24 protein-coding genes and 1 pseudogene are annotated in these 24,610 nt (G+C 50.5%); 7 read left to right on the forward strand and 18 right to left on the reverse strand.

What is annotated here, in order from left to right; translation table 11 throughout:
* The first annotated feature begins 98 nt into the window (after window positions 1-98).
* Window positions 99-1,357, forward strand: a pseudogene (locus GZ59_RS21890) (GGDEF domain-containing protein).
* 102 nt (window positions 1,358-1,459) lie between these two features.
* Window positions 1,460-2,962, forward strand: coding sequence for an MFS transporter (locus GZ59_RS21895; protein WP_039294491.1), 1,503 nt, complete (start codon window positions 1,460-1,462; stop codon window positions 2,960-2,962).
* A gap of 107 nt (window positions 2,963-3,069) precedes the next feature.
* Here the strand turns inward: GZ59_RS21895 and GZ59_RS21900 are convergent, their stop codons facing one another.
* The 3 genes from GZ59_RS21900 to GZ59_RS21910 are packed head-to-tail and all read right to left on the reverse strand — an operon-like array spanning window position 3,070 to window position 4,775.
* The gene (locus tag GZ59_RS21900) at window positions 3,070-3,729 is read right to left on the reverse strand and encodes a DUF799 domain-containing protein (protein ID WP_039294494.1); all 660 of its coding nucleotides are present in this window, start codon (window positions 3,727-3,729) and stop codon (window positions 3,070-3,072) included.
* Window positions 3,726-4,085 (reverse strand): DUF4810 domain-containing protein, encoded by a 360-nt coding sequence (locus GZ59_RS21905; RefSeq protein ID WP_011095916.1) that lies wholly within the window; start codon window positions 4,083-4,085, stop codon window positions 3,726-3,728. The genes GZ59_RS21900 and GZ59_RS21905 overlap by 4 nt, the downstream gene beginning before the upstream one ends.
* An 18-nt stretch (window positions 4,086-4,103) precedes the next feature.
* Window positions 4,104-4,775: a CsgG/HfaB family protein gene (locus GZ59_RS21910; RefSeq protein WP_010302426.1), complete on the reverse strand. Its 672-nt coding sequence runs from the start codon at window positions 4,773-4,775 to the stop codon at window positions 4,104-4,106.
* A 428-nt stretch (window positions 4,776-5,203) separates the two neighbouring features.
* On the opposite strand from GZ59_RS21910, the gene aegA reads away from it, so the two are divergent.
* From aegA to GZ59_RS21925, 3 genes are all read left to right on the forward strand, one after another.
* Entirely contained in the window at window positions 5,204-7,228 is a 2,025-nt protein-coding gene (aegA, locus tag GZ59_RS21915; protein ID WP_039294498.1) for a formate-dependent uric acid utilization protein AegA, read from the forward strand.
* Complete coding sequence (locus GZ59_RS21920) at window positions 7,225-7,746, forward strand: 4Fe-4S dicluster domain-containing protein (RefSeq protein WP_039294501.1); 522 nt, start codon at window positions 7,225-7,227, stop codon at window positions 7,744-7,746. Before aegA ends, GZ59_RS21920 begins: the two co-directional genes overlap by 4 nt.
* A 189-nt stretch (window positions 7,747-7,935) precedes the next feature.
* On the forward strand, window positions 7,936-8,679 hold the full coding sequence (locus GZ59_RS21925) for a 4'-phosphopantetheinyl transferase family protein (protein WP_039294503.1): 744 nt from the start codon (window positions 7,936-7,938) through the stop codon (window positions 8,677-8,679).
* A 54-nt stretch (window positions 8,680-8,733) separates the two neighbouring features.
* Here GZ59_RS21925 and GZ59_RS21930 read toward each other — a convergent pair whose 3' ends face one another.
* A complete protein-coding gene (locus GZ59_RS21930; protein WP_039294506.1) occupies window positions 8,734-10,071 on the reverse strand; it encodes an NCS2 family permease in 1,338 nt (445 codons plus the stop codon).
* 378 nt (window positions 10,072-10,449) lie between these two features.
* On the opposite strand from GZ59_RS21930, the gene yieH reads away from it, so the two are divergent.
* The gene (gene yieH, locus GZ59_RS21935; RefSeq protein ID WP_011095922.1) at window positions 10,450-11,115 is read left to right on the forward strand and encodes a 6-phosphogluconate phosphatase; all 666 of its coding nucleotides are present in this window, start codon (window positions 10,450-10,452) and stop codon (window positions 11,113-11,115) included.
* 79 nt (window positions 11,116-11,194) lie between these two features.
* Here yieH and GZ59_RS21940 read toward each other — a convergent pair whose 3' ends face one another.
* The 4 genes from GZ59_RS21940 to GZ59_RS21955 all read right to left on the reverse strand — a co-directional run bounded on the left by GZ59_RS21940 (window position 11,195) and on the right by GZ59_RS21955 (window position 15,118).
* On the reverse strand, window positions 11,195-11,923 hold the full coding sequence (locus tag GZ59_RS21940) for an amino acid ABC transporter permease (protein ID WP_011095923.1): 729 nt from the start codon (window positions 11,921-11,923) through the stop codon (window positions 11,195-11,197).
* 1 nt (window position 11,924) lies between these two features.
* On the reverse strand, window positions 11,925-12,668 hold the full coding sequence (locus GZ59_RS21945; protein WP_011095924.1) for an amino acid ABC transporter permease: 744 nt from the start codon (window positions 12,666-12,668) through the stop codon (window positions 11,925-11,927).
* 301 nt (window positions 12,669-12,969) lie between these two features.
* Window positions 12,970-13,806 (reverse strand): ABC transporter substrate-binding protein, encoded by an 837-nt coding sequence (locus GZ59_RS21950; RefSeq protein WP_011095925.1) that lies wholly within the window; start codon window positions 13,804-13,806, stop codon window positions 12,970-12,972.
* A 127-nt stretch (window positions 13,807-13,933) separates the two neighbouring features.
* Window positions 13,934-15,118 carry a benzoate/H(+) symporter BenE family transporter gene (locus tag GZ59_RS21955; RefSeq protein WP_039294509.1) on the reverse strand — a complete coding sequence of 395 codons (1,185 nt, stop codon included), beginning with the start codon at window positions 15,116-15,118 and terminating at the stop codon, window positions 13,934-13,936.
* A 93-nt stretch (window positions 15,119-15,211) separates the two neighbouring features.
* Here GZ59_RS21955 and GZ59_RS21960 point away from each other — a divergent pair, with 93 nt between their 5' ends.
* Complete coding sequence (locus GZ59_RS21960) at window positions 15,212-15,769, forward strand: helix-turn-helix domain-containing protein (RefSeq protein WP_039294512.1); 558 nt, start codon at window positions 15,212-15,214, stop codon at window positions 15,767-15,769.
* A 306-nt stretch (window positions 15,770-16,075) separates the two neighbouring features.
* Here GZ59_RS21960 and phoU read toward each other — a convergent pair whose 3' ends face one another.
* The 10 genes from phoU to GZ59_RS22010 form a co-directional block, all read right to left on the reverse strand.
* On the reverse strand, window positions 16,076-16,810 hold the full coding sequence (gene phoU, locus GZ59_RS21965) for a phosphate signaling complex protein PhoU (protein ID WP_011095928.1): 735 nt from the start codon (window positions 16,808-16,810) through the stop codon (window positions 16,076-16,078).
* 13 nt (window positions 16,811-16,823) lie between these two features.
* Complete coding sequence (gene pstB, locus GZ59_RS21970) at window positions 16,824-17,600, reverse strand: phosphate ABC transporter ATP-binding protein PstB (protein ID WP_011095929.1); 777 nt, start codon at window positions 17,598-17,600, stop codon at window positions 16,824-16,826.
* 85 nt (window positions 17,601-17,685) lie between these two features.
* Window positions 17,686-18,573, reverse strand: a complete 888-nt coding sequence (gene pstA / locus GZ59_RS21975) for a phosphate ABC transporter permease PstA (protein ID WP_011095930.1) — start codon at window positions 18,571-18,573, stop codon at window positions 17,686-17,688.
* Entirely contained in the window at window positions 18,573-19,532 is a 960-nt protein-coding gene (gene pstC / locus GZ59_RS21980) for a phosphate ABC transporter permease PstC (RefSeq protein ID WP_011095931.1), read from the reverse strand. The genes pstA and pstC overlap by 1 nt, the downstream gene beginning before the upstream one ends.
* Before the next feature lie 162 nt (window positions 19,533-19,694).
* On the reverse strand, window positions 19,695-20,735 hold the full coding sequence (gene pstS, locus GZ59_RS21985) for a phosphate ABC transporter substrate-binding protein PstS (RefSeq protein ID WP_039294516.1): 1,041 nt from the start codon (window positions 20,733-20,735) through the stop codon (window positions 19,695-19,697).
* A gap of 338 nt (window positions 20,736-21,073) precedes the next feature.
* The gene (locus GZ59_RS21990) at window positions 21,074-21,808 is read right to left on the reverse strand and encodes an amino acid ABC transporter ATP-binding protein (protein WP_011095933.1); all 735 of its coding nucleotides are present in this window, start codon (window positions 21,806-21,808) and stop codon (window positions 21,074-21,076) included.
* Entirely contained in the window at window positions 21,805-22,575 is a 771-nt protein-coding gene (locus GZ59_RS21995) for an amino acid ABC transporter permease (protein ID WP_039294519.1), read from the reverse strand. The genes GZ59_RS21990 and GZ59_RS21995 overlap by 4 nt, the downstream gene beginning before the upstream one ends.
* 5 nt (window positions 22,576-22,580) lie before the next feature.
* Window positions 22,581-23,276, reverse strand: a complete 696-nt coding sequence (locus GZ59_RS22000) for an amino acid ABC transporter permease (protein ID WP_011095935.1) — start codon at window positions 23,274-23,276, stop codon at window positions 22,581-22,583.
* Window positions 23,277-23,296: 20 nt separating this feature from the next.
* A complete protein-coding gene (locus tag GZ59_RS22005; protein ID WP_039294524.1) occupies window positions 23,297-24,049 on the reverse strand; it encodes an SDR family oxidoreductase in 753 nt (250 codons plus the stop codon).
* A 102-nt stretch (window positions 24,050-24,151) separates the two neighbouring features.
* Window positions 24,152-24,604, reverse strand: coding sequence for an acetyl-CoA carboxylase biotin carboxyl carrier protein (locus GZ59_RS22010; RefSeq protein ID WP_144243131.1), 453 nt, complete (start codon window positions 24,602-24,604; stop codon window positions 24,152-24,154).
* Window positions 24,605-24,610 lie beyond the last annotated feature (6 nt).

Raw genomic sequence — 24,610 nt, forward strand, 5'->3', positions numbered from 1 at the left:
TCTGGCCAGTAGATATTCTATTATTTTGCTTTCTCATCCGTTATCGCAGTCGAGATAAAAGCATAAAAAACAAATTATTGCATAGCGTTATTCTATGCATGGTTGGTTTATTGGGAATACTACTACCAGCTAGTTATCTTGAAAACAACCAATCATTTTTTGAAAAATTAATTCATAGTGTGATCAGTTTGGTTTTTTTCATTACAGCGTGGATTACATTCGTCGTACTTTTAAAAACAAAGGGAAACACATACAGTAAATTAAGTAGAAGTTACATTTTCTTTATATTTACCTCAATTTTTACAGGATCTTTTTTTTCAGCCATATCTTATGGATTATATTTATTTACCACAAACAGCGATGAAAATATTTTTATTCTTTCAAGAAAGTGGTTTAGCGAAGAGCTAAGTTCTGGTGTCATTTTCGTTTTCTTATTCCTAAAAGCAATAAAAAACATAAAGAATGTTTTTTCGGCATCAAAATCTTCAATCAAAAAACCCTCATTTGTATTTTATTACATCATAATTATTATTTGCATAGCGTCTTTAAATATCACATTAAGTGTATTAGCAATACTACCATTGATTTATCTTTCTTTGTCTTATTCATTTAACAAAATCATTCTCATTTGCTGTGTAACTGGCATCGCACTAAATTACATCTATATAAAAAGACTGATAGATGTTCATGAGGAGATAGAAAAATACTATCTTTTTGAATTATCTTATTTATTTCAAATCAACACTTCATTTATTATTATAAGCGTTATAATCGCATCTTCATTTATTAATAAATATAAAAAAAACATCAAAAGAATAGAGTTAATAAGCAATCATGATGCACTGACCGGTGTGTTAAATAGACGCTCACTCAACCAACACATGATGAATATAATTAACTCCATGCGGGGTGGAGAAAGTAGAGTAATGTCTTTATTTGTTCTTGATATTGACCACTTTAAAAAAGTTAATGATACCTATGGACATGCTGTAGGCGATAATGTCATCAAAGAATTTGCTGCAACCCTTAAGCAATATACTCGACCTCAGGATTTACTATGTCGATGGGGGGGGAGGAGTTTTTAATAGTAATCCAGGGTCTCTCTGTAACTGACTGCTTAGATATAGCTGAGAGAATTCGCTTTATTATAGAGAGCTCTTCACTAACGATTTCAGATGGCCGCACAGTTCGATATACGACCAGTATAGGGGTAAGTTTTTTTCATCTGGAAAGAATTGAAGATTTTCATAACGCGTTCAAAGAGGCGGATAAACTGTTGTACAACGCAAAAGAACAGGGTCGTAATCGTGTAAATTCAAGCTATGGTGTAAATTCGGTAAAAAAAACAATATCATGATATCTGCATCCATTTAAAATACCTTTTATTAAAAGGTAAATTCTATATCATCAAAATGCTATCCACAGATGAAAAATGAAAGTTCAAGGTAGAGATTCTGCTATGCAATCACCAAAGAAGTGGCTGATTCTGGCCATTGTTTCCAGCGCCCTGTTCCTGATTGTTATCGACATGACGGTGCTGTACACCGCGCTCCCAACACTGACTCACGATTTGAACGCCTCCGCATCGGAAAAGCTGTGGATCGTTAATATCTATGCGCTGGTCGCTTCTGGCTTGCTGCTGGGGATGGGGACCTTGGGTGATAAGCTAGGTCATAAACCTTTATTTATTTCCGGATTGGTGGTCTTTGGTGCAGCGTCATTGTTTGCCGCTTATTCGCCCACACCCAGCATTCTCATCGCCGCTCGTGCTCTGCTAGCGGTCGGTGCGGCGATGATGATGCCCGCGACGCTCTCTATTATTCGTCTGACCTTCACTGATGAACGGGAACGTGCGCTAGCGATTGGTATTTGGGCTGCGGTGGCATCCGGCGGCGCGGCGTTTGGCCCCGTCATGGGCGGGATACTGCTTGAGTACTTCTGGTGGGGATCGGTTTTCCTCATTAACGTACCGGTCGTGCTGCTTGCACTTATCATGGGAATCACCATGATCCCGCATCGGCCGGGTAACGCTTCACACCGCTGGGATTTCATCGGTTCTCTATTAATTATGGTAGGTTTGATTGGTATAACCTATTCCATAAAAGAGCTGGGCAAACGGGCACCATCCTATGAGGATGCATTGAACGCTCTGCTTATCGGCGTAGCGTTCATTACCCTGTTCGTTCAGCGGCAGCGTAACAGCAAGCATCCCTTAGTCGATTTCGCTCTCTTTCGCCTGCGGCCTTTCAGCGCCGCTGTGGCCGCGGCCATCGTGGCAGCCGCCGCATTGATCGGTATGGAGCTGGCTTTCACACAGCGGTTACAGCTAGTTGTCGGTCTGTCTCCGCTACAGGCAGGATTGTTCATTTTACCGCTGTCGCTGGCATCCTTTATCTCCGGGCCGTTGACCGGAAAGATATTGCCACGCGTAAATAGTGGGACAATGCTAGCCGCTGGCCTGTTGATTTCGGGTCTGGGGATGGGAAGCTATCTGCTGCTGCACAACGCCTCTATCATCATACAAGTTATCAGCTTGACGGTAATTGGCGCAGGCGTGGGCTCAACCATGACAGCCGCGTCGAGCACCATTATGCAGGTTGCCCCTGCTGAAAAAGCAGGTATGGCAGCGTCAATCGAAGAGGTGTCCTATGAACTGGGGGGCGCAACGGGTGTGACGCTGATGGGCAGCTTGTTGTCTTTCGCTTATTCCGCAACGTTTATGCTACCCGCTGGGTTTTCCGCACCGGACACCGCCTATGACAGTCTGGATGAAGCGTTGATTTTTGCTGAATCCTTGCCGGAAAATATGCAGCGCATTCTCACCGCACAGGCACATTCCGCCTTTGATTCTGGGTTTTCTGCTGTGCTGGCAACCGCAACGCTGATCCTGTTGCTGACCTCTGCCTTCGTCTGGACAACGCGTCATAATAAACAGCAGCGTAATCAGGCCGCTGATGCATAGCACCACTGACGTATCTGCTAAGGGCATAAAAAACGCCGTTCAATAGCGAACGGCGTTGATAATTTAGCGACGAACTGTAATTTAACTACGAACTACATCATCGCGACTCAGTAGGTTTCTTTACCGAATTGCAGTGAACGAGGCCCGTACAGCATACCGCGTGCATGACCCGCAGCCAGCAAGCGCGCACTAGTCACACCCGCAACATCATGGCCTTTGTCGGAGATCGTGTCCGCGATTTGACTCACCGCAGCCTGCACCAGAATACCGATGATGCCGCCGTTAGAGTTTGACTGCTGCTCGTTGCTGGAAGCCGTTGCACTTCCGCTCCACAGTAGTTTACCCGTACGCAGATCAACCAGACGCGCATCCGCAGAAACGCGCGTTTCACTATTAATCACGATGTACGACGTGCCGTACTCTTTCACGTCCAGATATAGTGCAGCATCCGCGCCAAAGATTTGGTGCAGCTTCGCTGTACTCAATGCATGGATATCCGACGCAGTAGACAGACCATTCTGTTTGAACGTTTCATCCACTACCGCAACAGGCAATACATAATAGCCTGATTCTGCCAGCGGGTAAGTGACCTGTGAAAGCAGGCTATAGCTTGCTTTCACATCAGGGGAATGGTTAACCGGTGGCAATACCAGAATGGACTTAGGCTTGCTCTGCTTAAATGACGTGTAGTCATAAGGTACGGGTTTAGCACAGCCAGTCAGCACAAGCGCAAAAACCAGACCACATAATCCTAAGAAACGATTCATTTAATATTCCCTTTATTTTTACTCAACAAGAAGTCCATAAAAGGTGCTGATTCAGGGAATTTCGCTTTTTCAGTTTCAAACTGTTGGCGAGCTTCACTATCACGGCCAGTGTTGGCGTACAGCAACCCAAGTTGAGCATAGAGTCCCGGTGGGACTGGTTTATTTGCGGCTTTCGCTTTTTCGATCGATGCATTCAGAGCAAGGATTTGTTGTTCTGGACCGACTTTATCTTGTTGATAGTAATCATAAATCGCAGGCTGGTAGTTGTCCCAGCTGTAAATCGTTTTCGGCGCGGACGCACAACCAGCCAGTACCGCTACTGCCAATAGCAGGGTAACTTTCTTATAAGATAACATTGTTATATTCCTATTCCATTAGTTCGCTGGGCGCCAGGCACCGCTTTCAATTCCTGCAACCAGATTATTGACGGCTTCACGAATAGCCAAATCCAGAACTTTACCGTTCAGCGTCGAGTCATAGCTGGCGGTGCCACCAAACCCGATAATTTCACGGTTGGACAACGTGTATTCGCCCGCACCTTGTACGGAATACACCACTTCAGACGTTTGTACGTTCACCACATTCAACGTGGTTTTTGCGTAAGCAACCTGTGTTTTACCGCGACCAAGGATGCCCCACAGCTGATGGTCACCCACTTCTTTGCGGCCAAACTCGGTCACATCGCCGGTAATAACATAGCTCGCGCCTTTCAACGTCTGCGTTTGTCCTTTAATACCCGCTTCCGCTTTCAGCTCTTCCATATTGGTGCGATCCAGCACATTAAAGCGGCCGCTCTGCTGGAGATGGCTAACAAGAATGGTCTTGGACTGATTACCTAAACGGTCAACACCATCAGAAAAAATACCGTTCATATAGTTAGAGCGGTTTTCAAATTTTCCGATGGAAATCGGGCTGCGAACACCCTGATAAGGCGTACTGTAAGAAGTAACTTTTTGTGCTTCTACGGTACGAGAAGACTCTGTAGCACATCCGCTCAATAACGCAGCTGACATGAATACAGAACAAAGAACGACTTTTTTATTCATAACACTATCCCTTAGTGACAATCCATTAACCCTGAGCAAAGCCCGGTTATTGATTCATAATGAAAATGCCGTGCAAACATCATTTAGTTGCAACACTGTTTTGCTGCATTTAAATGGCGTTCGATATTATGAGGGCCATAAGTAAAAGTAACGAGTTATTTCATGAAAAAATTAACAAAAACAGTTGAAAATCAGAATTTTTACCCGCGATAAAGCACGGTAAACCAGATAAAAAACAAGGCTATATGCAACCATGCCATTACTTTCACATAACATTATAACTAACTGAAACGATTCAATAATTTTATTAGCAACCTACGTGAGATTTAACATTAACCGACTTTTTACCTGCTCTATATCAAGGTCAATGTGTTATCCAGCTATTAGGATAAAGGCCACGATCGAGGGATCCAGAGTGGGAAAAGGTAATGAACCGATTTGTTATTGCCAGTACTCAAGACTGTATGGGGTGCCATGCATGTGAAATCGCCTGTGTGATTTCACACAATGACGAACAGTATCCAGATAGCGCCGCGGTGTTTCAGCCCAGAATCAAGGCGTTCAATACGCCAACACTGCGGGCTGCCGTGACATGCCGCCACTGTGAAGATGCACCCTGTGCCAGCGTGTGCCCAACGCAGGCCTTGATCAGAAAAGACAATAGCATTCAGCTCGTTCAGGAAAAGTGCATCGGCTGCAAAAGCTGTGTACTGGCTTGCCCATTCGGGGCAATGTCCATGGTGACAAACCCCACGGACAACAGCGCCATAGCCCATAAATGTGACCTCTGCGCCGATCGCCCTGAAGGGCAAGCGTGCGTGGAAGCGTGCCCAACTCAGGCATTGCAGCTCATCAGTGAACACACGTTAACAGCACGCCGTCAGGAGAAACAGCAGCTGATGGCGCTGCGTTCCGCCGCTCACTGGCAGCGTGAAACACCTGTCCTGAAAACGCTGACGACCCATCCGCTCAACAAAAGAAAAAACTGGCCGCGCCGGGATGCGGAGAAAAAACCGCTGACGCAGAGAACCTCCACCTTTGATGAAATCTACCATGGCTTCTCCGTACAGCAGACGGAAGATCAGGCTGATCGCTGCCTTTCCTGCGGCAAACGGGCAATCTGCGAGTGGACTTGCCCGTTGCATAACAATATTCCCGAGCTGCTGAGTCTGGCAAAACAGGGGCGCATTCTTGAAGCCGTAGAGCTATCACATCAAACCAGCAGCCTGCCAGAAATCTGTGGCCGTGTATGTCCGCAGGATCGGCTATGCGAAGGGGCTTGTACGCTGGGTAAAGAGTACGGTGCCATCACCATCGGCAACGTTGAGCGCTACATTACCGATACCGCGATGGCGATGGGGTGGTCACCCGATATGACGCGTGTCGTTCCCAGCGGCAAACGCGCCGCAATCGTCGGGGCTGGCCCAGCTGGGTTAGCCTGTGCCGATGTGCTGGCACGCAATGGCGTGCAGGCCGTCGTGTTCGATCGCCACCCGGAAATTGGTGGATTGCTCACGTTCGGAATTCCGTCGTTCAAGCTGGATAAAGACGTCCTGATTCATCGTCGTAAAGTATTCAGCACCATGGGAATCGAATTCCAGCTGAATACCGAAGTGGGGAAAGACATTTCTCTCGCTCAGCTTCTGGACGACTATGACACCGTTTTCCTCGGCGTGGGCACCTACCGCTCCATGAAGGCCAACATTGATAATGAAGATGCCCCCGGCGTCTTCGATGCACTTCCTTTCCTTATCGCCAATACCAAACACGTTATGGGGCTACCTGAATTAGACGATGAGCCCTATATCTCGATGGCAGGAAAACGCGTCGTAGTACTCGGCGGTGGGGATACCGCAATGGACTGCCTGCGCACGTCCGTCCGGCAAGGTGCGATATCCGTAACCTGCGCATATCGCCGCGATGAAGCCAACATGCCCGGCTCGAAAAAAGAGGTTAAAAACTCCCGCGAAGAGGGCGTGGAGTTCATGTTTAACGTTCAGCCACAAAAAATCTGTCTCAACGAACAGGGTGAAGTGTGTGGCATCAGCCTGGTTCGCACTGAACTGGGTGAACCAGATGCTAGCGGCCGTCGTCGCCCACGCCCCATCCCTGGTTCGGAATTCGTACAGCCCGCGGAAGCCGTAATAACCGCATTTGGCTTTCAGTCGCACAGTATGCCGTGGCTGGAAGATGCCGATATTGGTCTGGATAACTGGGGACATATCACCGCCCCCCTTGATAGTCAGACACCTTGCCAGACTAATCATCCGCGTATTTTTGCTGGTGGCGATGCCGTGCGCGGTGCCGATCTGGTGGTTACCGCGATTGCCGATGGGCGCAAAGCCGCATTGGGGATGATTGAGACGATGGGGCTGACCGCCGTCACAGGTGCCATTCCCGCACATCCGCAGCGTCCCGAAATGAATGCAACCCGCGAGGAGCTACGCTCATGAATCAATTTGTTATCGCCGAAGCAGAAAAATGTATCGGTTGCCGGACTTGTGAGATCGCCTGCGCGGTAGCCCATAGCGGTGGCCAAAGTGCACAGTTGAGGCCTTCTCACTTCTTTCCCCGCCTGAAGGTTGTCAAAAGCGCCAACGTCAGCGTCCCCGTTCTTTGCCGCCAGTGTGAGAACGCCCCCTGTGCCAGCGTATGCCCGAATGACGCGCTGGTGCGCGATCGGGATAGCATTCAGGTTATCCAATCACGCTGTATCGGCTGCAAAAGCTGCGTCGTCGCCTGTCCCTTCGGTGCCATCAATGTGGTGACAAAAGCCTCGAATGACGAGGGGGAAGCGCACCCTACGCAAAGTGAGGTTCACAAATGTGATTTGTGCGTAGATGTGGCACAGAGCCCTTCCTGCGTCAGCGTGTGCCCGACGTCAGCGCTACGATTAGTGACAGCAGATGAGTTACGCAAACAGACGCTGGAAAAACAGCGGCGCTCCGCACTGGGGTGGTCGAACCATTAAAGCAGACTGGAATGTGGCGGACAGGGAGGGATCGCCACAAAGAGCACGACGCAGGAAATTCGTTGCATCTAATTAATAATTATCGCCGATTTATCCATCGATTTTTCTTTAGATCACATATTAGTCTGATAATATGCATCGGTAATGCCTGATAGGTTCCCACCTTTTATTACGATCACGGAGTGAACAATGACCTGCCATTTTGTCAGGTGGACAAGCACGGAAGCGCTTCCTGACTTACAAAGACTGTCCGATAAGCTCATCTCATCAACACAGAATTTTTCAGCCAAACGCCGCGAACGTTATCTGAAAAGTCGAGTGCTGCTGGCCGAGATGATGTTCTATTTTTTCGGCTATCCACTATTGCCCACGCTGCTGGTATCCCCAGAAGGACGCCCTTATTTTGCCGATCCTAATCTACCCAATTTCAGCATCGGCTATGCTGGCAATACCATCGCCATCCTCCTGAGTGAAGAAGGAAGCGTGGGTATGGATATCGAAATCGTTCATGTCAGGCCAACGAATCAGGTCGTCCCACAGATGCAGGCACAGACGCAGGCCGAACAGGCGTGGATCGACGCTCAGCGCGATCCGTTGGAAGCAGCAACGCAACTCTGCACCATCCGCCAGTCACTGATGAAAATCCCTGGCGTAAACAGTCATCCACCCAATCAGCTGAAACTCCACCCCGCCTCTGGCAGGCTGCGTTCAACCTGCACTCCCGCCGTAGAAGTGATGAGCGATGTTGATGATTATCTTGCATGGGCCTGCGCCCACATCCCCACACTTAATCGATTGATCATGTGGAAATACACGTCGGCATCGGGAATGAGAAAGTCGGGGGAAATCCTACAGCAGCAGCGTCAGTCTGTACGCTATATGAAATTAACCAGCCATACGATAGAAAAAGTCACCTCTACGGCGTCACAGTAGCCAGCCGCCTCGGTGCAGGCTGAGGCTCCGGAAAAACCCGGAGCCTCGAACGAATTAATGTCCGTCGATAAACACGATTTTCAGCAGGAACAGCAGCGCAACCACGACCACGCAAGGGCTGATTTCACGCCAGCGGCCCGTCGCCAACTTCATCACACAGTAAGAAATAAAGCCCAGCGCGATCCCTTCAGTAATAGAGAAACTGAACGGCATCATCACGGCGGTAATAAAGGCCGGGACGGCTTCCGTCAAATCATCCCACTTTACACGCGCCAGACTGGACGTCATCAATACGCCCACGTAAATCAGTGCGCCAGCGGCCGCATAGGCAGGCACCATACCCGCCAGCGGTGACAGGAAGATCACCAGCAGGAACAGCAGACCGACCACTACGGCAGTCAGGCCGGTGCGTCCACCCACGGACACGCCAGAAGAACTTTCAATATACGCCGTAACCGATGATGTCCCGATAAACGCGCCAGCCACAGAGCTGATGCTATCGACATACAGCGCTTGCTTCATACGCGGGAACTTACCGCGAGCATCAACCAGACCCGCTTTGTCCGTCACACCGATCAGCGTACCGGAGGAGTCAAACAGGTTAACCAGCATGAAGGAGAAAATAATGCCGGACATCCCGAGGTTCAACGCTCCCGCCAGATCAACCTGACCCACCACGGACGTTACGCTCGGCGGCATAGAGAACACGCCGGAAAAGGTCACGTCACCCAACAGCAGGCCGATTGAGGTCGTCACGACGATGGAAATCAGTACTGCGGCGTGAATATTACGTGAAGCCAGCGCCACAATGATGAAAAAGCCCAAGGCACCCAACAGCACGCTGTGTGATGTCAGGTTACCAATCGTCACCAGTGTTTCAGGATTAGGAACGATAATACCGGCGTTTTTCAGACCCATCATGGCAATGAACAGTCCGATACCACTAGCGATACCCAGACGCAGGCTAAGCGGGATATTGGCGATCATCCAATAGCGAATCTGGAAGATAGTCAGCAACAGGAAACCGATTGCGCCCCAGAAAATAGCGCCCATCGCAACCTGCCATGGCAGCCCCATCGCCCCTACGACAACAAAAGCGAAAAATGCATTCAGCCCCATTGCTGGAGCCAGCGCGACAGGCAAGTTAGCCAGCAGCCCCATTAAAATACTGCCGAATGCCGCAATCAGACAGGTGGTCACAAAGACCGCTTTAGTATCCATCCCCGCCACACCCAGAATCTGCGGGTTAACAAACACGATGTAGACCATCGTCAAAAACGTCGTGAAACCGGCAATCGTTTCCGTACGTGCTGTCGTGCCGTGTTGTTTAAGTTTAAACACGCGCTCTAACAGGCCCTGCTCGGTAGCAAGACCGGGTTGTGATTTATTCATTAGTACCAATCCAAAGAAGGGAATAACTGTCGTCGGGTATCCTATAACAAAACTATGCTTTTTTACGTTGATCACACGTTTTTTTTCATCGAATAAGAAAAGCCTATTAACCTCATGGCTATTACGCCGAAATCCCTCGGTTGAAACCCCTTAATTTTCTGCAAGATCGCCGTGAAAATAGCTTTATGGGTCGCAATATTGGGCCAATTGGTTAAAGTAAGGGTAATCGCTTAATACTGATCACTTAAGTCCATTTTTAGGAGAAACACGGGGATGAGGTTCCCGCAGGGAGCCTCGCCACGTGGTCGCTCCGTGTATCTCGGTTCTTACATGGTCGGCATTAGGGTATTTGCTTTATTTCATCGATAAGGATTGGTCATGCCCCGTATTGAATGCGTCTTCTTCGACTGTGATGGCACGCTGGTGGATAGCGAAGTGCTGTGTTGCCAGGCTTATGTGAATATCTTCATCCCCTATGGGGTGAACTTATCGCTGGAGGAGGTGATAAAAACCTACAAGGGCGTGAAGCTGTACGAGATTATTGCCCGCATCAGCCAGCAGCATGGCTTAACCGTATCGGTGGAAGACGCGGAGCGTCATTTCCGGCAAGAGGTGAAGCATCTCTTCGATGAATTCCTGCAACCTATTGAAGGTGCGCGTGAGTTAGTGCAGTCCATCACTGTCCCGATGGCCGTGGTTTCCAACGGCCCGGTCAGTAAGATGCATCATTCGCTCGGCCTGACGCACATGCTCGATCTGTTTGGCGACCATCTCTACAGCGGCTACGATCTGAAGAAATGGAAGCCCGACCCAGCGGTGCTGTATCACGCCGCCGAGCAGTTACAGCTTCCTATTGAACACTGCATTCTGGTTGAAGATTCCGCCGCTGGCGTACAGGCAGGCATCGCGGCGGGCATTCCGGTGTTCTATTACTGCGCCGATCCCCACAATCAGCCGATCCATCACCCGCTGGTCACGATGTTCGACGATATGCGGGAATTACCGCAAATCTGGCGCGAAAAAGGCTGGAATATCACCGCGTAGTAGCAAAGGCTAACTTAAGGTTGCTGAAAAAGGTCGCCATTTTCGTTCTGCAAAATAGGTTTATGAACAATTAGCAGCCTCAGGCTGGCTTATTTCGCCACCATAGCAGACGGCGCTTCGGCTGTTTTTCCTGCTGGCTAAAACGTGCGTTAACCCCATTAGCCAGCAGCTCCAGTGACAGGCAAAACACAAAGTAGACCAGCGCGACAAACAGGAAAACTTCCATCGGGTAGACCATGCTGCGGTTATTGACCTGAGTCGCGAGAAACGTCAGCTCGCCAACCCCGACAATGTAGGCCAGTGAGGTATCTTTAATCAGGGAAATCCATTGGTTAATAAAGGAAGGCACCATCATCCGCAGCGCCTGCGGCAGCACGATCTGCCACAGCACCTGCCAGCGGCTTAGCCCCAACGATAGTCCAGCCTGCCACTGACCGCGCCCGATGGCGACAATGCCAGCCTTCACGCCATGCGCCAGATACGCCGAGGCGATCAGCGCCAGCGCACAAACCACGGTGGTAATTTCAGGGATATCAACGCCAAAAACGATCGGTAGCAGGAAGTACGTCCAGAAAATCAGCATGATGACGGGAATCGCTCGGAAGAACCCCAGCACCATCGCTAATAGTGCGCTCCACCCGCCCCGAGACATCGCCAGCGCCACGCCCAAAATCGTACCCAATACAGCAGACGCAACCCCCGCCAGCAGGCTCATCACCAGCGTTAGCGCTGCGCCACCCAGCGGGCCATCAGGGAACGTGCCCCACATCAAATAGTCGATGTTATCGGTGATAACGGTAAAATCCATCTCAATGCCTCTCCGCCAGACTGCGCTGCTGACGCCACATGCCCCAGCCTTCCATCACGGCAATAATCACGATGTACAACACCGTCGCCACGCCAAATGCCTGAAACGTACGCAAGGTTTCCGTCTCTACCTGGCGCGAAGCGTAAGACAATTCTGCGACGCCGATCGCCATCGTTAACGACGAGTTCTTGACGATATTCATGTACTGCCCAAGCAACGGCGGCAAGGCAATTTTTAGCGCCTGCGGCAGCACAACGTAGCGCATGGATTGCCAGCCCGTTAATCCCAAAGCCTGCGCGGCATACTTCTGCCCGCGCGCCACGCCACGGATACCAGAACGGATCTCTTCTGCAATAAACGCGCTGGAGTAAAGTGTCAGCCCTGCCAAGCCAGCCAAAAACTCAAAAGAAGGCCACGCTAACGTTGCCCCCCACAGTGAAATGGAATGAGGCGTATTCAGCCATTGCATCACCTCGGAGGAAAACAGTTGCCCAGCACCGAAATACCAGAAAAACAACTGTACCAGCAGCGGCGTATTACGAAATAGCGAGCTATACGCCACAACAACGCCACGCAGCACATGAATCTGACTGTCTCTGGCCGCCGCCAGCAGAAAACCCAACACCGTAGACAGAACGACCGTACCGAGAGAAATGCCCAGTGTGATCAGGAAACCGTGCCACAGCCAGATGAGATATTGAGGAGCCAACAGCCACGACTCAAGCGATTGCAGCGCCGTATCCATACGTTTTATCTCTCTTTGTCATATACCCATAATACTTCAAGCTGCATGTGCGTTGGCTGCGCTACTCGGCCCACTCACGTGGACCTCGCCCCGTTGGGGTCGCTGCAAGCAGCGTTCAAATATGCCCTCTGGCTGATTTGTCACTCACCCGAATCACTTACCTGAGTAAGTTCATCGGGATTCCCTCTCTTGCCGCCTTCCTGCAACTCGAATTATTTGGGGTATAAATAATATATACCCTAGATAAAAATGCCCTCTGCAATGCAGAGGGCTGGGATCATAGCACCGAAGGCGTCAGCTATCAGGATTTAGGTTGCTGATCCAACGGGGCAAAGGTGAAGTCACCGCGCGGCTGGGATGATTTCGTGCTCGGCCCAAACCAGCGATCGTAGATGGTCTTCGCTTCGCCCTGCTTTTCCAGGTTAATCAGCGTGTCGTTAATTTTCGCCGTCAGGCGCTCTTCACCTTTAGGAATACCAACACCCTGATATTCTTTGGTAATGCTGAACGGAGAAATTTCGAATTCAGCCTTCTGCGCATCAGGCACGTTAGCCAACAGACCAACCAGCTTGGCATCATCCTGCGTGATGGCCTGAACATTGCCGTTACGCAGCGCAACAAAAGCCAACGGCGTATCGTCGTAGGAAATCACTTTGGCGGTCGGGTAATGCTCGCGCAGAGTAATTTCCTGAACGGTGCCTTTATCCGCGCCGATACGCAGCGTTTTGATGTCGTCCGGCGTTTTCAGCACGCCTTTACGAGCGATGAATTTTTGTCCGGTCGCGAAATAAGGGAGACTAAAGTTAACCTGCTTGGCGCGCTCATCGGTAATGGTGAAGTTCGCGGCAATCAGATCGACCTTCTGAGAGCTTAACAACGGAATACGGTTAGCGGGGTTGGTCGCACGTAGTTCAACCTTCACACCCAGCGCCTTACCAATCGCCTCGGCGATATCAACATCATAACCCACCAGCTTTTTGCTCTGCGGATCGACATAGCCAAACGGCGGATTGCTGTCGAAGACGGCAATTTTCACCACGCCCGCCTTCTGAATATCATCCAGTTTATCTGCCTGTGCAGCACCAGAAACGGAAGCCAATCCAGCCAACAAAGTCACTGTCAAAATCTGCTTTTTCATTCCCTGCCCCTTAATTATTACTCTATTAACAGCAGGCTATCAGCAGGGTGAAAACGCGGGAAATAACATAAAAAGCTATAATATAACCTTATGTTACTTCGGTATTCTGGCAGATTATCCTGACGATTCAGCGAGCCTTATCAGCGTATGCTGACAGAATAAACCAGGTCATCATTCCCCCGATGAGTCCCCAAAACGCCGCACCAATGCCCCACAACGTCAGCCCAGAGGCGGTGATCAGGAAAGTCACGACCGCAGCATCACGCTGTTTTTCATCCAGCAACGCGCGATACAGGCTGCCTGAAATCGTGCTGAGCAGTGCTAAACCGGCGATAGCGTGAATCAGCGGCTGCGGCAGTGCGGTAAAAAGCTGCCCGATAGATCCACCAAAAATGCCTGCCAGCAGATAAAACCCACCCGCCGCGACGGCAGCAAGATAACGTTTTTTCGGATCGGGGTGCACATCCGACCCCATACAGATCGCGGCGGTAATCGCGGCGATACACACGGAAAAACCGCCGAACGGCGTCAATATCAACGCGATTAATGCCGTAACGGTAATCAGCGGAGACACGGGAACCTGATAGCCAGCCGCTTTTAGCGTGGCAACGCCCGGTGCGTTCTGCGACGCCATAGTGACAATGAAAAACGGAATACCAACGCCCAGCAGAGACGCCCACGAAAAATGCGGCGTAATAAACTCCGGTACGGCAAACACCAGCGGCGAATCAGAAACCACAATTTGCCCACGCAATAACGCCAGCAACAAGCCAGCGAGCAGCGTTAATACAATGGCAAAGCGAGGGATCAGCCGACGACTGAGCAAATAGGTCACGCACATCGCGAAAGCGAGCCAGAAATCCTGTTGCAGAGAGAGAAATGCATCCGCGCCAAAACGCAGCAGAATCCCCGCCAGCATCGCGGCAGAAATGGCCTGCGGAATCACATTCATTAAGCGGGCAAACAGACCCGTGATCCCACAGACAAAGATAAGTGCAGAGGCAAACAGGAACACGCCAATCGCTTCATTGAGCGACGTACCCGGCAGACTAGTGACCAACAGCGCCGCCCCCGGCGTTGACCAAGCCGCGAGTATCGGCGCACGGTAATACAGCGATAGGCTAATAGAAGCCAGTCCTTGAGCAATCCCCAGCATACTTAACCAGCCGCCGATTTGTACCGCACTGGCACCCGCCGCTTCCGCCGCCTGAAAAATGATGGCGGCCGAGCTGGTGTAGCCCACCAACACCGCAACAAAACCGGCGATGAGCGTCGAAAAGGTGACATCTTTTAGCGCAAATGACGCTGGCATGGTATAGCATCTCACTCTGATCGTGCGCTATAACGCACAGGAAGCGTTAACATAGCAGCGTGCGTTATAACGCACAAGCGGGAGCCAGCATTGATGTCTGATGAACTAACCAGCCGCATTGGCAATACATTGAAAACGTTAAGGCAAGGGAAAGGCTGGAGCCTCACGCGAGCAGCAGAAGAAACAGGGGTGAGCAAAGCGATGCTGGGTCAGATCGAGCGTAGCGAATCCAGCCCGACAGTTGCTACCCTATGGAAAATCGCGACCGGTATGAATGTCGCATTCTCTACCTTTATTGAACCGACGCTCGCGGGTGAAGACGTAACGTATCGCTCAGGGACGGGTTCTGCATTCAGGGAAAACGAGGCGGGAATGCACGTTGTGCCACTCTTCCCCTTCGATGAAAAGCTGCGTTTCGATATGTTAGTTATTGAACTGGCTGCCGGTGCCAGCAGCACCTCATCACCGCACGAAAACGGGGTGATCGAGCATATTATTGTGCTGGAAGGCCAGTTGGAGATTACCGTTGATAGGCAGACGCACTTATTGTCCGCGGGTGACGCCCTGCGCTTTGCTGCTGATAGAGAACACCGCTATCACAACCCTACCGACATCACCGTGCGCTTCCACGATCTAATTCACTATCCTTAAAAACTAAATCGCTATAAAAATTAACGCCCTGCAAGCAGGGCGTTAGGCCGTTGACAAACTTATTTGTCGAACGAAAACGGGAGTGACGGAATAGAAGAGTAAAGCGTTTGCGCCATGGACAAAAGCGTCAGGAACGCTTTTGAACGTCGCTTGCGACGGCCCGGCAGGGTAAATCTCAGGGATGAGATTCATATCTGCGCAATCCGAGCTTACATGGACGTACTTGCAGCGTCTTTACGATCTATCCGTTACTACCGCTCTACGAACTTTATCAGCAACCTCTAGTTGTGGTAAGCAGTCGCAGACTTACTCTTCTTCTTCTTTCTTCTCTTTCTGCGCCAGCAATTTCTCCAGCGCATCACCACCAAGGTGACGGAAATCCTGACCTTTGACGAAGTAGAAGATAAATTCGCAAATGTTCTGGCAACGATCGCCGATACGCTCGATAGAGCGGGCGCAGAACAACGCAGTCAGTACACTCGGGATAGTACGAGGATCTTCCATCATGTGAGTCATCAACTGACGCACAATCCCTTCGTACTCTTTATCCACTTTCTTATCTTCACGATAAATACGGATCGCTTCGTCCAGATCCATTCGGGCAAACGCATCCAACACGTCATGCAGCATCTGCACGGTGTGGCGGCCCAATGATTCCAGACTGACCAGCAGCGGCTGATGCTGATGGGAGAATTTCTCCAGTGCGGTGCGGCAGATTTTATCCGCCACGTCACCAATACGCTCCAGTTCGGAGATAGTTTTGATGATCGCCATCACCAGACGCAGATCGCTGGCGGTGGGCTGACGTTTCGCAATAATGCGCACGCAGGCTTCATCGATCGCCACTTCCATCATGTTAACTTTGGAGTCGCCTTCAATCACCTGCTGAGCCAGTTCCGCATCCTGATTATGCATTGCGGTAATCGCGTCACTCAGTTGCTGCTCCACCAGCCCGCCCATGGTCAGGACCTGCGTGCGGATGTGTTCCAGTTCGGCGTTAAACTGACCGGAAATGTGTTTGTTCAGATTCAGATTATCCATGATGCTTTCCTAATCAACCGTAACGGCCGGTGATGTAATCTTCAGTCTGTTTCTGCCGTGGAGCAGTAAACAGGGTATCAGTATCGCTGAACTCAATCAGTTCACCCAAATACATGAACGCCGTATGATCTGAACAACGCGCTGCCTGCTGCATGTTGTGAGTCACGATGACCACGGTGTAATCTTTTTTCAGCTCGGAGATCAGCTCTTCAATACGGCCGGTAGAAATCGGATCGAGTGCAGAGCAAGGTTCATCCAGCAGCAAGACATCTGGGCGAATCGCAATACCGCGTGCAATACATAAACGCTGCTGTTGACCACCGGACAGGCTATAGCCGCTCTGGTGCAGCTTATCTTTCGTTTCTTGCCACAGCGCCGCTTTGGTCAACGCCCACTGAACACGTTCATCCATATCAGCGCGGGACAGTTTCTCAAACAGGCGAACACCAAACGCGATGTTATCGTAAATGGACATAGGGAACGGCGTCGGTTTCTGGAAAACCATACCCACCTTGGCACGCAGCAGCGCGATGTCTTGCTTATCCGTCAGGATGTTATTGCCATCCAGCAGGATATCGCCTTCGGCGCGCTGCTCAGGGTAGAGCTGATACATTTTGTTCAGCGTACGCAGCAGCGTGGATTTACCACAGCCGGACGGGCCGATAAACGCAGTAACCTGATTCGCGGCAATATCCAGCGTAATGTTTTTCAACGCATGGAATTTTCCGTAGTAGAAATTCAGATCGCGTACCTGGATTTTATTGGTGGATGTCTCAGTAGTCATACTCATCAAGACTTCTCTCTTTTTCCTGGCGCCGCCGGGCAACGCCTTGAATTTATTTAATGTTTATCAGAAAACTAATGTTTTTAGCGAACTAATGTGTCTTCGGGGAGAAAATAACACGCGCCAGAATATTCAGTAGCAGAACGCACAGCGTAATCAGCAGTACACCCGCCCAGGCCAACTGTTGCCATTCCACAAATGGGCTCATCGCAAATTTGAAGATGGTAACGGGCAGGTTAGCAATCGGATGCATCATATCCGTGCTCCAGAACTGATTCGACAGCGACGTAAACAGCAACGGCGCCGTTTCCCCGGCAATACGCGCGATAGCCAGTAACACCCCGGTGATGATGCCCGATACCGATGCTTTCAGCGTAATCGCAGAAATCATTTTCCATTTCGGCGTACCCAGCGCATAAGCGGCTTCACGCAGGCTATCCGGCACGAGTTTGAGCATGTTCTCGGTGGTACGAATCACAATCGGCACCTGCAACAGCGCCAGCGCAATTACCCCAGCCCAACCGGAGAAGTGCTGCATCTTTGCCACCACGAGCGTGTAGACAAACAGGCCGACCACAATGGACGGCGCTGACAGCAGAATGTCATTGATGAAACGAATCACTTCAGCGATCCAGGATTTACGACCGTATTCCGCCAGATAGATACCCGCCATAATGCCCAGCGGCGTACCCAGCAGCGTCGACCACAGGATCAGCAATCCGCTCCCGACGATGGCATTCGCCAACCCACCACCCGCGGTATTTGGCGGTGGTGTCATTTCGGTAAATAACGCCAGAGACATGCCATCCACGCCTCGGGTAACGGTCGAGAACAGGATCCATACCAGCCAGAACAGGCCGAAGGCCATCGTAGACATGGATAAAAACAGTGCAATACGGTTTTTCTGGCGGCGCCAGGCCTGCATTTTACGCCGTGAGCGTTCCAGTGCGGCTTCTTGTTCTATGCCTAATGTAGCCATTAGCGCGCCCCCTCATTTTTTGCCAGACGCATAACCATCAGTTTTGAACACGCCAGAACAATAAAGGTAATCACAAACAGGATTAGCCCCAACTCCATCAGCGCCGCGGTATGCACGCCGGATTCGGCTTCGGCGAATTCATTCGCCAGCGCAGAGGTAATACTGTTTCCTGGCATATAGAGTGAAGCGCTGTCGAGCTGGTAGGTGTTGCCGATGATAAAGGTCACTGCCATGGTTTCCCCCAAAGCGCGCCCCAACCCCAACATCACCCCGCCGATGACACCGTTCTTGGTGTAAGGCAGCACAATGCGCCAGATCACTTCCCACGTCGTACAACCGATGCCGTAGGCAGACTCTTTCATCATCACTGGCGTTTGCTCAAACACATCACGCATGACCGCCGCAATGTACGGAATAATCATGATGGCCAGAATGACGCCAGCTGCCAGAATACCAATCCCGAACGCCGGGCCGGAGAACAGTGCGCCAACAATAGGAATGCCGGACAGGACGTTGCCTACCGGCTGCTGGAAATATTTGGCAAACAGCGGAGCAAAAATGAACAGCCCCCACATGCCGTAAACAATACTCGGAATGGCCGCCAGCAATTCAATCGCCACGCCAAGCGGACGTTTCAACCAGGTTGGTGCCAGTTCAGTCAGAAATAACGCAATCCCGAAGCTAATCGGAATCGCAATAATCAGTGCAATCAGTGAGGTCACGATGGTGCCGTAAATCGGAACCAGCGCACCAAACTGCTCTGCGGGCGCATCCCACTCTTTCGTCCACAAGAAGGAAAAACCGAACTTCTCGATGCTGGGCCAGGACGCCACAATCAGGGAAACAATAATGCCTCCCAATAGCAGTAGCGTGACCAGCGCCGCCAGTTTTACCAGCGCGCTGAAGAGGATATCGCCATATTTTCCCGGGGCTTTGATAGTTGGCTTGTACTCCGCCATACGTCTCTCTTCTCGTTTTAACTACATTTAATAAGCTATTGAAGGCAGAGAGGCTTATCACCTCTCCGCCCCGATACGACGTGTTATTCCACTACCGTATTCCCAGAACCTGACAACCTCATCACGATCTGGTTATCAACACGACGGTTGTCGATACAATAATCAGTACAGTGCTTTACCGCTGCTGTCTTTGACCTGAGTTTTCCAGGCAGCACGGATTTGCTCAGTCACTTCTTTTGGCAGTGTGGCGTAATCCAGTGCTTCTGCTTGCTCACCGCCTTTCTTGAACGCCCAGTCGAAGAATTTCAACACTTCAGCGCCCTGCTCAGGTTTTTCCTGTTTGGTGTGAACCAGGATAAACGTGGTTGACGTGATCGGCCATGCATCAGCGCCTTTCTGGTTAGTCAGATCCTGAGCGAAAGACTTGCTCCAGTCGATCTCTTTGGCCGCGTTGCTGAAACTTGCGCCAGTCGGGCTAACCGCTTTGCCATCGGCAGAAATCAGTTTGGTGTAAGCCAGGTTGTTCTGCTTGGCATACGCATATTCTACGTAACCGATAGAACCAGGCAGACGCTGTACGAACGCCGCGATACCATCGTTACCTTTACCGCCCAGACCGGTCGGCCAGTTCACAGTAGAACCAGCACCAATCTTCTCTTTCCACTCTGGGTTCACTTTCGCCAGATAGCTGGTGAACACGAAAGACGTACCAGAACCATCAGCGCGGCGAACCACAGCGATGTCCTGATCCGGCAGCTTGGCATTCGGGTTCAGCTTGGTGATCGCTGGGTCGTTCCATTTTTTGATGTTGCCCAGGTAGATATCACCCAGTGTTTTACCGTCCAGCGTTAATTCGCCAGATTTGATACCAGGAACGTTCACTGCCAGTACCACACCACCGATAACGGTTGGGAACTGGAATAAACCATCCTGTGCTAATTTGTCGTCAGCCAGCGGCGCATCAGAAGCCCCGAAGTCTACCGTTTTAGCGATAATCTGTTTTACACCGCCAGAAGAACCGATCCCTTGATAGTTAACTTTATTGCCGGTTTCTTTTTGATAGGAGTCAGCCCATTTAGCATAAACAGGCGCTGGGAATGTCGCACCGGCACCGGTGAGGTTAGCAGCAGCAAAAGCAGAAAATGCCGTCAAAGAAAAGGTTGCCGCAACAACACTGGCAAGAGTGGTACGCATCAGTTTCATAATCCCTCCTGTGGGATACTCGACGTGTCGACGTAGAGTCGTTATCAATCAGAGTTATCAAATCAGAGTGTAGTTCGCAGGAGGAAAAATAGGACAATTTGGTGACAGTAAAATGTACACAACATGACAGTTTTATGACAATAACAGCAAGCGGGAAAATTCAGGCCTTTTTAACCCTGAGGGGCTTTACTGCGGATGATTTGAATCCCCGTCATCAACTGATTTCTGAGACGAACGTCAGTAGGGCAAAGCCCATGCAAAACCGATGAACCCGAAAGGCTGACTTGTGGGTATTGACCTGCCGAAACCTGTACACCCTTCGATGTACAGGCTCTATTTTATACGACCAAATCGCTCAAAAATCGCTTCGCACGGGGATGCTCAGGCGCAGTGAAGAACCGCGCTGGCGTTGATTTCTCTAAAATTCGTCCCTGATCCATAAACCAAATAGTATCGGCAACGTCACGGGCAAAATTCATTTCATGCGTCACACACATCATGGTCATTCCCTCTTGTGCCAGACCGCGCATCACGTTCAGCACTTCGCCGACCATTTCAGGATCGAGCGCCGATGTCGGTTCGTCAAATAACATGACAGGTGGCTTCATCGCCAGTGCGCGCGCAATTGCCACTCGCTGCTGTTGCCCACCGGAAAGTTGCGCAGGATACGCTTGTGCTTTGTGTGACAACCCCACCCGCTCAAGCAATTCTCCCGCGTTCTTACGCGCTTCTGAACGTTTCATGCCCAGTACCTTGATCGGCGACATCATAATGTTATCAATGACCGATACGTGCGGGAACAGGTTGAAGTTCTGAAAGACAAAGCCAATGCGTGTACGAAGTTGATTCAGTCGCGTGCTGGTGCCATGAATATCAATGCCATCAAATAAGATCTGCCCTTGTTCAATAGGCTCTAAACGATTGACGGTACGAATTAGCGTGGATTTTCCAGAACCTGATGGGCCACAAACCACCACCACTTCACCGGGTTTAACTTCAGCACTCAAATTGGTCAGCGCCTGATATTCACCGTACCATTTATTGACCTGATTAAATAAAATCATCGGGATCATGGTGCCTCCTTCTTCAGATTAGGGTTGGCGAAAAATAATTGATGATGGTCATCATCACCCGACGGGGATTGCCCATTCAGCCGCTTGTTGGCAATCCAGCTTTCAAGTCGGTTCGCTAAAAAAGTCAAACTAAAACAGATGATGTAGTAACTCAGCGCGACAATGGCGAAGACCTGAAACGGTTTGGTAAGCAGTTGGTTACTCACCTGATTAGCCGCGTAGGTCAGCTCAGGAACGTTAATCACATAGCCCAATGTGCTGTCTTTGATAATCGACACCAGTTGGCTGATGAGGCTTGGCAACGAGTTAAATAGCGCCTGGGGTAAGATCACCAGCCGCAAGGCTTTCAGGTGGCTCATACCCAATGCACGCGAGGCTTCATATTGCCCTGACGGCAGCGCCTGAATCCCTCCGCGCACAATCTCGGCAATGTAGGCGCTCTCGTAAATCACGAGTGTGCATAGCATGGTCGAAAAACCGCTGATGTTATGGCCGATAAGCAGAGGCACACAGAAATAGGTCCAGAACACGACCATCATCAGTGGAATGCCACGCAGCGTATATACCCAGCACGTGGCGGGCCAGCTTAACCAGCGCCACGGAGATAGCCGTGCCAACCCAACCAAAACACCAAGTGGGAACGACAGCAACACCGCGAGCAATGAAATCAACAGGGTACAGAGTACACCGCCGAGTGGTCCGCTCGGGTATTGCCCTACCAAAAGCAACATTCCGTGGTCACGCAGGATCGTGAAAATATCAAACATCGTCGTTACCTCGCATACACACGTTGATAGTGACGCGATAGCAGCGCCCCCGCCCCCATCAGTAGCAGGGAAAATATCAAATACCCTAGCGTGCCAATCAAATAAGCTTCAAAGGTGCGGAACGTCTGGTTCTCTAGATCGCGAGTTATGTACGTCAGTTCCGCTACGCCAATCACCATTGCCAGACTGGTGTTTTTAAATAGCAGTACAGTGTGGTTGATCAGCGACGGCAGCGCGTTGCGAATGCCCTGCGGCAGGATCACAGAACGCATTGAGCGCATAAAACTCATACCCAGTGCGCGGGATGCCTCATTTTGCCCGTCTGGAATAGCGCGAAGACCACTGCGGATATCCTCCGAAAAATAGGCAGCCTGACACAAACCAAGCGCAAACATCGAGAACAGGAATTCAGCATTGAAGCTGTTGATCCACATTTGCAGCGATTCCGGCAACAGCGTGGGAATAGCGAAGTACCACATCATCAACTGAATGAGAGTGGGTACATTACGATGATAAGAGACGTAGGCGGCTACCAGCCATATTGCTACGCGGCGCTCTGTCAGCCTTATCACCAGCAGTATTAGTGCAATGAACATGGCCAGCAGCCAGGCCCCCACAGCCAGTTTCAGCGTAATCATTGCACCTTCAACAATCACGTCTGCATAACGGCCTGTCATAAAGGTTGTGAAATCGAGCGCCATATAATGTACCCCCTTGAAAATCAGGCGATACTGTCGCCAGGCCGCATGGTAGAAAGCCCGCCAGGTACTTGCAGCGTCGGAGTAATCTCGATATTACCGATGTTCACCGCTATCGGGGCACTAAGGGCAAACGCAACACAATCAGCGATATCTTGCGCCTGCGGCAGTTCAAATCCTTCGATAAAGCGTTTGCGCGCCTCTTCATAATCGCCAGACACATTGCCGAAAATATCCGTTGCGACACGGCCTGGGCAAATTTCGGTAACACGTACCCGCTTACCGTAACAGTCGACGCGCAGCTGGCGTGACAGGGCGTGCACCCCAGCTTTGGTGGCGTGATAAATGGAATTACCGTTGAAGTTATAAATCGCCGCAATCGAGGTGATGTTAATGATGTGACCACAATCCCGCGCCATCATTCCAGGCACCAGAAGCCGGCACAAGTGCAGCACCGCACGTAAATTGACATCCACCTGAGTGTCAATCACGTTTTCATCCGCGTTGAGGATAGATCCTGGGTGCGACACACCCGCATTATTGACCAGAATATCCACCTTAAGATCGCAACACAGTTCGGTCAGCGCAGGCAAATCTGCGACATCCACCGCATGCGGGATACACCCGGTGCGCTCAGCCAGTGCCGCCAATTGTTCACGGCGGCGGGCAACCGCGTGTACCGTGATGCCTTCCCGGCATAACCGTTCGACAATTGCCTCACCCATCCCAGCGGATGCTCCGGTTACCAGGGCAACGTTATAATCCGAAAATGGCATTGAACCTCTCCTATCATCATGCTGTTTTATTCTCTGTTTCGACTGTAAGCCGTTATTTCAGGTTGGTATAAGACATAAATGATGTGAGGCAATAAGGGGGTCTTATAATCCTGTCGAGGTTCGGATACGAAAAATTTCGCTTCCATATTCAACCTGTTGTTCATCTGTGAATTCGACAGCAACCACCGTGCCGCTGACCGTACTTCTTAGCGGTATGTACACCACACCGACTTTGATAAAACCCAGAACATCATTAACCTGCACATCTTTTTCTAGCGTCACGCAACACGCATCCAGCAAGGGATGACGCAATAAAAGCTTGCCGGGCAGAGGCGCACATACCGTAAAAATAACGTTTGGTGGCTCTGCCGGTTCGACAGAGGGAAGCGTAACTGGCACAGTCGGTACACGGGCCATACGCACCGACCAACCTTTCCCATTAATTTCGATGCGATTAATGGCTGTTTTTCGCAGTGTTTTTGCAAGCAGGCGAAGTTCGGCGAGTGTCATTGTCTTTGGTTTCATCTCTGGCCAATCACTGGCATAAGTCGTCATGCATCT

The sequence above is a fragment of the Pectobacterium atrosepticum genome (genome assembly GCF_000740965.1).
Taxonomy (GTDB): domain Bacteria; phylum Pseudomonadota; class Gammaproteobacteria; order Enterobacterales; family Enterobacteriaceae; genus Pectobacterium; species Pectobacterium atrosepticum.